This window comes from Bizionia saleffrena (genome assembly GCF_008086175.1).
GTDB classification, from domain to species: Bacteria; Bacteroidota; Bacteroidia; order Flavobacteriales; family Flavobacteriaceae; genus Bizionia; species Bizionia saleffrena.
Genome location: NZ_VSKM01000021.1, coordinates 22,984 through 30,720, shown reverse-complemented (window position 1 = coordinate 30,720; position 7,737 = coordinate 22,984). Strand labels below are relative to the sequence as shown.

5 protein-coding genes are annotated in these 7,737 nt (G+C 39.1%); all 5 read right to left on the bottom strand.

Annotated features, from left to right (window positions below; all coding sequences use genetic code 11):
* Window positions 1–733 precede the first annotated feature (733 nt).
* Window positions 734–1,285 carry a hypothetical protein gene (locus ES676_RS14050; RefSeq protein WP_148370962.1) on the bottom strand — a complete coding sequence of 184 codons (552 nt, stop codon included), beginning with the start codon at window positions 1,283–1,285 and terminating at the stop codon, window positions 734–736.
* A gap of 154 nt (window positions 1,286–1,439) precedes the next feature.
* The gene (locus ES676_RS14045) at window positions 1,440–3,800 is read right to left on the bottom strand and encodes a polysaccharide biosynthesis tyrosine autokinase (protein WP_148370961.1); all 2,361 of its coding nucleotides are present in this window, start codon (window positions 3,798–3,800) and stop codon (window positions 1,440–1,442) included.
* A gap of 9 nt (window positions 3,801–3,809) precedes the next feature.
* Window positions 3,810–4,583, bottom strand: a complete 774-nt coding sequence (locus tag ES676_RS14040) for a polysaccharide biosynthesis/export family protein (protein WP_148370960.1) — start codon at window positions 4,581–4,583, stop codon at window positions 3,810–3,812.
* 415 nt (window positions 4,584–4,998) lie between these two features.
* Window positions 4,999–5,670 carry a sugar transferase gene (locus ES676_RS14035; RefSeq protein WP_148370959.1) on the bottom strand — a complete coding sequence of 224 codons (672 nt, stop codon included), beginning with the start codon at window positions 5,668–5,670 and terminating at the stop codon, window positions 4,999–5,001.
* Between the two features lie 126 nt (window positions 5,671–5,796).
* On the bottom strand, window positions 5,797–7,008 hold the full coding sequence (locus ES676_RS14030) for a polysaccharide biosynthesis protein (protein ID WP_148370958.1): 1,212 nt from the start codon (window positions 7,006–7,008) through the stop codon (window positions 5,797–5,799).
* Between the last annotated feature and the right edge of the window lie 729 nt (window positions 7,009–7,737).

Here is a 7,737-nt window from a genome sequence, read left to right as displayed (position 1 = left end):
TAACAAAACGTATGAATTGATAACAGATCTCTCCAGCGAGTTCCTAAAATTTAGGGGCAGAATGATAAATTTAGATAGAGGGTCGTAAGCCTAGACTTTTTTGTTTCTTTTTTGGGCAATGCAAAAAGAAAAAGAGTAATAAATACAAACACTTTATCGAAACGTTATCAATCTAAAAGCACCCTAAACCGTCAATTATAAAAAGTAAAGAAAATTATCTAATTACGTTCAATTTCCACCCTTTAGGGTTGGGGTAAAGACATTGAGATAGGCTCTATTTGAACCACAATCAAAACCATTCACTGTTTACCACTCACTATGCACTTATTAATATTCATTTTTTCCATTGATGAAAAAACGAACCAAAAAAATCTAGGCTGATTTTAGTACGCTTGAAAACCGCGTAAAACCCTTATCGTGCGGATGGCAACCGCAAGCTAGGCCATCCTCCGCTGCCAGCCGCTGCGGCTTTTACTTGTTTTACTACGCCTACGAAAAGTAGGCCGTTTAAGATTTAGGTACGAATTAGATTGTAAAACGCTCTAATTATGTTCAATGTCCACCCTTTAGGCTCGGGGTAAAGAAATTGAGAGGCACTACAAAATCGCTATCACGAAGTGAACCACAATCAAGACTATTCACTATTCACTGTTCTCTGTTCACTGTTCACTGTTCACTATTAAAAAAACTACTCACCACTTGTGAGCCTGCGAACAGTTCCTCACTTTTATCTCTAAAAGTTTTCTCCCATACGGAATATAACGCCAAAAGAATACTGATAAAAATTCTGAACCTCAGGAGCTCCAGAGTTCACTTCAAAATTGGCTTTAGCCGTAAGATTTACACCAACCGTTTCAAGAAACCAATAGTTAAACCCTAATCCCGGATTTACAGTGATTCCTGTATTATCAAAGGCAGTATAAAAACCAGCGCCCATAATACCGTAAAAATCGATAAAATTTCTGCCCTCAGCTTTAACAATATAGTAGTTAGCATCGGCATTCATACCAAAAAATTTAGAGCGTTCCCCTAACTCTTTCAACGTATTAAACGAAGTATTAACACCAAAACTCCATTGGTCATTCGCTTGGTAATCCACTCCTAAAGCCAAAGGGCTCTCAAAAGCAACATCTTCAATACCCCAAAATCCACGAGAGGACTGATTACTGTTATCAATAATATTTAAGCCAATGCTCGCTTTAAAATAAGGGGTTTCTTGCGCAGCTAATGGTGCTACCCATGCGCTTAAACACAACGTTAATAGTAGGTAATTTTTAAATGTCATTTAGGGTTTAATTTAATAATTATAGTTTAAAGGCACAGCGTTTGTGCCTGGATTAAATAAGATAAAATGGACTTCCGAAATTAAACAACACGCTACTTAAACACTAAGCCGGCGGGGTTACTAACGGAAGGGATATGGTAATACTTAGAAAAAATTACGACCCCCAAAACTGATACCACGGCTTTTTCACACTTTCCGACGAATACCCATAGCCATAACCATAGTTATACCCATAGCCATAGGAGCCTTTATGATCGATATCATTAATAATATAGCCAATATTATCGATCTTTTTCTGATCTACCAATTTCTTAGAATACTCAATAAGTGGTTTCTCGGTAATACCAGAACGCACCACATACGCCGTTAGATCCACCAATTTCACAAACGTCAAGGTATCAGCAACTAATAACGTTGGTGCCGTATCAATAATAATATAGTCGTAGTAGGTTCTGGCTTCATCTAAAAAGTCTTTAAATCGAGGACTCGATAATAAAACGGCGGGCATTGGCGGAATAGGGCCCGATAGCAACACATTAAAACGATTACTATCTGGCGTCACAGACAGCACAAAATCTTTCCAATCGCTCGTTGTATCACTCAAATAGTTAGAGAGTCCCGACGTATTTTTTGTTTCGTCTATAAAGGGGTGTAATTGCGGATTCCTTAAATCGGCCCCCACTAATAACACGCGCTTTTTGGACTGAAAATAGGTGTGTGCCACATTAAAGGCCACTGTTGTTTTCCCTTCTCCTTTTACCGAAGACGTAAACGCGATTACGCGGCCCCCTTTTTGAGGATATTGCACCTGCATAAAATTAATATTATGAGCCAAGGTTCTAAACGCCTCTTCGGTTTGCGAATTTCCAGCCGTCTCATACACGCCGTGTTTCGCATTAGTAATTACAGGTATTTCCCCTAGTATAGGACTGTTAGGGTTAATAGCTTCAACATCTCGACTGGTATAGATTTTAGTATTGGTTAAAAACTTAAGGTATAAAATACCTACAGGAACAAACACACCCAGTAATAAAGCGCCTAATAAAATAATTTTGCGTTTGGGAGCCACAGGCAGAGAATTCGTTATGGCATAATCGATAACTTTAACATTGGCAGCAGTTGTGGCCATTGTAATCGCCGCTTCCTCGCGTTTTTGCAAAAGTAAAAGATATAAGTTCTCTTTTAATAACTGCTGACGCTCTATACTACGTAATATTTTTTCTTTATTAGGCAAGGTCATAAACGACTCCTGCGCTAAGTTTTGAGCCCGCTTATTTTGTTCCAGGGATTGCTCTAACTGATCTTTATAACCGGTTAATGAACTCGTAATATTTCTATTAAGGTCTAAAATGGTTTGTTTTAACACCATAACCTTTGGGTTACTATCTCCAGCACTAGCTTTCCACTTATTATACTCTAAAACGGCGGTGTTATAATCGCTTACCAAGGTATTCACCGCGCCACTATTTAAGCCGATATTAGCCGGTAGCAAATTAAAATTATCCGTCGATGTCATACTTTTGGCTAACACATCGGCCAGTAGTAATTGGGTTTCCACTTGAAAGAGCTGCTCGTTTTTTACCGAACGCTTTTCGATTACCGACGCGGCATCTGCTTCAAAAATACTTAAATTGTTATTTTGCTTGTAGCTACCTTTAGCCGCTTCAATAGAATCTAATTCTGTGGTGAGGTATTTAAAACGCTCATCAATAAAAGTAATGGTGCGCTTAGACACTTCTTGTCGGTCCAAAATACCGTCTTCAATATACACAGCAATAAGTGTGTTTAATATGGCCTGCGCCTGGATCTTATCATTGGCATCCAAACTCAGTAGTAAAATGTCACTATCTTTTCCGTCTGGCATTATTTTCAAGGCCTTACGTAAACCTTGTGTTGCTTCACTTTCACTAGAAATAGAAACGGTATATATAGGGTTGTCGCCGGGAATTATAGCACTAGGGTCTCGTGGTGTTATGGTAAACGGAAAGGCCGCCGTTGGCGTCTTAAAATAAAACGTAGGCACCACTACCGTTTCTTCCGTTATAAGATTAGTAAGGCTATAACCGCGCGGTAATAACTTAATTTCAAAGCGTAAGTCCATTTCTCCTGTAGCAGCCGCCGGCACATAAACCACTTTAAAAGGAGCGTTAAACACTTGCGTTTCATTAACACGTCCCATTTGAAAATAAGACACTTGTAAATTAAGCTCCGCTACCACCTGACGGTTTATGCGGAACGACTGAAATACAGCCCGTTCATTTTCTAGATTCACATTTCCTTTGCCTAGAATCTTATCTAAATCTAAAGCCAAATCGGTCGCTTCCTTTTCAGTTAACACCTTAACTTTAGCCGTCGTTGTATAGCTATCTGGTGTATAGCGTAAATACATAACAGCACCAATCACGGCGATTGCAATACTTAGGGCTATCCAAGGCCAATAGGCTAGGTAACGATACACAAGTCCTCTAATATCGAGTTGTTCGTTGTCGGCGTCGTTTTCTATTTGGTTATACATACGTAGGGATTATCGAGTAATTAAAATGGTTGCACTTAAAACAAGGGATGCAATGGCAACAATCGTCGATACATTACCAACATACCCCGCTGTTTTTACCTTTGCACGGTTGGGTTGTACCACCAGCACATCGTTGGGTTTTAAAATATATTCGGGATTCCCCATCCAATCGGCAGTGGTTAAATCAAGGTGGGTGATGCTGCGTATTCCGTCCAACTCACGAATCAATAAAATATCATCACGACGGCCATTAATGGTTAAATCGCCAGCATAGCCCAAGGCTTGTGGCACACTTAAATACTGCTCGGTAAAACTAAAGGTTCCCGAACGTTGCACTTCGCCCAACACCGTAACTTTCGCATTAAGTAAACGCACAGAGACTATAGGGTTTACCAAGTGCCCATCGTCTTCTAAGCGGGTCGCAATAGCTGTTTCTAACGCCGACGTCGTTTGCTCTTTAGCCAACACCTTGCCGAGTACAGGAATAGAAATAAGACCTTCCGGACTTACCAAATACCCTTGTAATTTTAGTAATTCGACATTAGTACCATAGTTACTACTGGTTTGTCGGTTATAAGGAATCGCTGTTTCTGGTATTGCAGCACTTATCGTTACCGATAAAATATCGTTGGGCTGTACCGTATTCTCGCGATACTCAATAGTGGTTTCTTTAAAAGAATCGGCATCTTGAAAGTATAAAATCTCTTTATTACTCACGCAGCTACTCAATACAACACCGCATAAGGCGATGATAAGGAAGCGGATGTTTTGTGTTTTAATCATAATAAATATAATAAGTGCAAGTGTTATGGAATGCTAAAGGACACGATAGGGCAACCGAAGGAAACCGCAGTGGTATGTGCTTTAAAAACAGGATAAAGCAGTGCTTTTTAACCGCTACAACGCGGGCAAAAATAACAACAATTTAGAACATAGTCCCTCTAATTATTGAAAAATATTAAACGGACGGTAAGCTTTGGAAATCAGCGGACTAGCGCCTTGTTATTTATAAATCTTGTACGCTACAAATGAGGCGAAGAACGCGGTGCGCTACTGGTAACGTAAATCTTTAAATACGCCACTAAAGCACGAACTCTAAAAAGAAACGGTCTGTGATGAGGCCTGTGGCTAGTTTCTCTGTAACGACTAGCCTTGTGGTCTAACCTTAAAAGCCGCAGCCGCATTGCTAGCAGGCGGATTAAAAAGGACGTTTGGGTAACTCTTTAAACCAACGGTACACCATTGCACTGGTAGGATTGAATAGCACCCAAGCTGTAATCATAATAATTTTTACATCCACCACAAACGATTCGTGGGCTTGGTACCAGTGTTCAACCGCGCCTTTAAAAGGGTAAATAGCAGTCGAATAAAACGCCCACGGGTCTTCTCCTTTATTTTTCACTGCGGTAATTAGCTCTTCTTCGTCTCTAAAAATAATAGAGCCGATACCAGTAAGCCCCGGTCTCACATTATAAATTACCTGTTGTACGGGTTTAGGATAAGCTTCAAAACTAATTTGCATTACGGGTCTGGGCCCCACAACACTCATATCCCCTTTAAAAATATTAATCAACTGCGGCAGTTCATTAATTTTACTTTTTCTTAAAAAACCGCCCATAGGAGTAATTCGCGGATCTTTTTTGGTGGTAATAACACCACCAGACATATTCGGACTGTTTTCTAGCATCGTTGCAAACTTCCAAATTAAAAAGGGTTTGTTTCTATACCCTATTCGTTCTTGCTTATACCAAATATAACCTTCACCCGTCAGCTTAAGTCCTATCATAACAGGAATTAATATAGGCGCTAAAATCACCAAGGCAATACCTGATACGATAATATCACAACCTCTTTTAAATACTTTATACATTTTAGTTTTTAGTTTTTTTCAATGAATATTTTATTCAAAAATTCAATGAGGCGTAATGCACCTCTTGAATATTTATGAATCCTTAAATCTTGAAATCTTTTGAATTATTGAAGTATTAAAGCACTCCTACATCTTCTGATCTAAACTCTTCCCTGTTTCAATATGATTAAAATCAGGAAGGTACTTTTGAAGCAATCCTACGATAGCATTTTTATCATAATCACCAGAATCCATAAGGGCCTTCAATTCTAAAAGCGTAACATTAATGGAGTCTTTAGGTAATTTACGAGCGTTTTTAATAACACCCAAGCTCGAATACGTGTTAGTATCTACGGCATCACTATCGGTATAAAATTCTTCAAACAGTTTTTCGCCAGAGGTATCCGTATCAAAAAAGTAAACCGGGTACGGGTCCTTTTCTGTAGTGGTTAGGGATAACGTTTTGGCTTCGTCTTCCGACTCACATTCTATAATAGTACGTCCAGACGCTTTAAAAAAGTCTAGCGTTATCGTTTTAAAAAACGCCATTTCTTCGGTCGCTAATTTCGGAAAAAACACCTCACCAGAATTCCCTAACATACACGCTAGCATACAAATCTGTCCGCTCTCTTCTGGCGATACAAAAAAGCGCTGCACATCGGCAGGGCAAGAAATAGGTTGATTTTGAAATAAGCGCTCAATATAACCCGCCAATAGCGAACCGTTAGAGAAAGCCACATTAGCAAAGCGTGCCGTAGTAATTTGTAAATCGTTACTATACGCCATAATCACCTCTTCCATTAATTTCTTACTAGCCCCCATAACATTCACTGGATTGGCGGCTTTGTCGGTAGACACACAGAAGAAATGCTCTGGTTTATTAGTCACCAAAAGGTCTAAAAAGGCCTTGGCTTTAAACACGTTATTATCTATCATCGCCTCAATAGAGTATTTATCTTTTTCACTACGCACGTGCTTGTGCGCCGCAAAATTAGCTACGATATGAAATGGCCCTTCTGCCAAAAACATCTTTTTAAACACCAGATCCCCAAAATTCATAGGGTACGTTCTGTAGTCTTCAGGCACAAACATAGTAGCATCCGAGCGTAATTGACGGGTGAGCTCTGTTAAGCCATTCTCATTAGTATCTACGACAAATAACTTGCCCGGTTTAAATTTTAAAATCGCCTTTATATAAGACGACCCGATGGTACCAGCGCCACCAATTACTAAAACGGATTTCCCTTCAATTTTCTTAAGTAATGTATCGCGATGCAACGCCATATCATTCTCAAAAAGACTCTGTGGTCGTTTGGTAATATGTGTTTTTATAAAATTGGGTATGTCTATTAAATTCATGTGTTATTATAGGTTTTAAAAATATATCTTATTGTCTTATTGGGCTTAGTTCACCCCTAAATCCCCTAAAGGGGATCTTCATTTTCGTATGTGGATCAATGTCCTCCCTTTAGCGTTGGGGTAAAGACATTGAGATAAGCACTATTTGAACCACAATCAAAACCATTCACTGTTTACCACTCACTATGCACTTTCTAATATTCATTTTTTCCATTGATGAAAAAACGAACCAAAAAAATCTAGGCTGATTTTAGTATGCTTGAAAACGGCGTAAAACCCTTATCGTCCGGATGGCAACCGCAAGCTAGGCCATCCTCCGCTGCCAGCCGCTGCGGCTTTTACTTGTTTTACTACGCCTACGAAAAGTAGGCCATTTAAGATTTAGGTACAAAATAGATTGTAAAACGTTCTAATTGTGTTCAATTCCCACCCTTTAAGGCTGGGGTAAAGAAATTGAGATAAGCACTATTTAAACCAAAATCAAAACCATTATAAAAAGTAAAGAAAACCATCTAATTATATTCAAATGCTGACCCCGGCCTATCGAGCATCTATCGTAAAATTTGAAATGAAGGCACCGTAAAATTTTAGGCTGTTTGAGCTATCAAAAATTAGGAATGGATAACTGACCTCTCCAGCGAGTTCCTAAAATTTAGGGGCAGAATGATAAATTTAGATAGAGGGTCGTAAGCCTAGACTTTTTTGTTTCTTTTTTGGGCAATGCAAAAA

Coding starts and splice junctions, on each gene's coding strand:
- ES676_RS14050 (WP_148370962.1), bottom strand. CDS start 1,285: ATGACATTTAAAAATTACCTACTATTAACGTTGTGTTTAAGCGCATGG.
- ES676_RS14030 (WP_148370958.1), bottom strand. CDS start 7,008: ATGAATTTAATAGACATACCCAATTTTATAAAAACACATATTACCAAA.
- ES676_RS14040 (WP_148370960.1), bottom strand. CDS start 4,583: ATGATTAAAACACAAAACATCCGCTTCCTTATCATCGCCTTATGCGGT.
- ES676_RS14045 (WP_148370961.1), bottom strand. CDS start 3,800: ATGTATAACCAAATAGAAAACGACGCCGACAACGAACAACTCGATATT.
- ES676_RS14035 (WP_148370959.1), bottom strand. CDS start 5,670: ATGTATAAAGTATTTAAAAGAGGTTGTGATATTATCGTATCAGGTATT.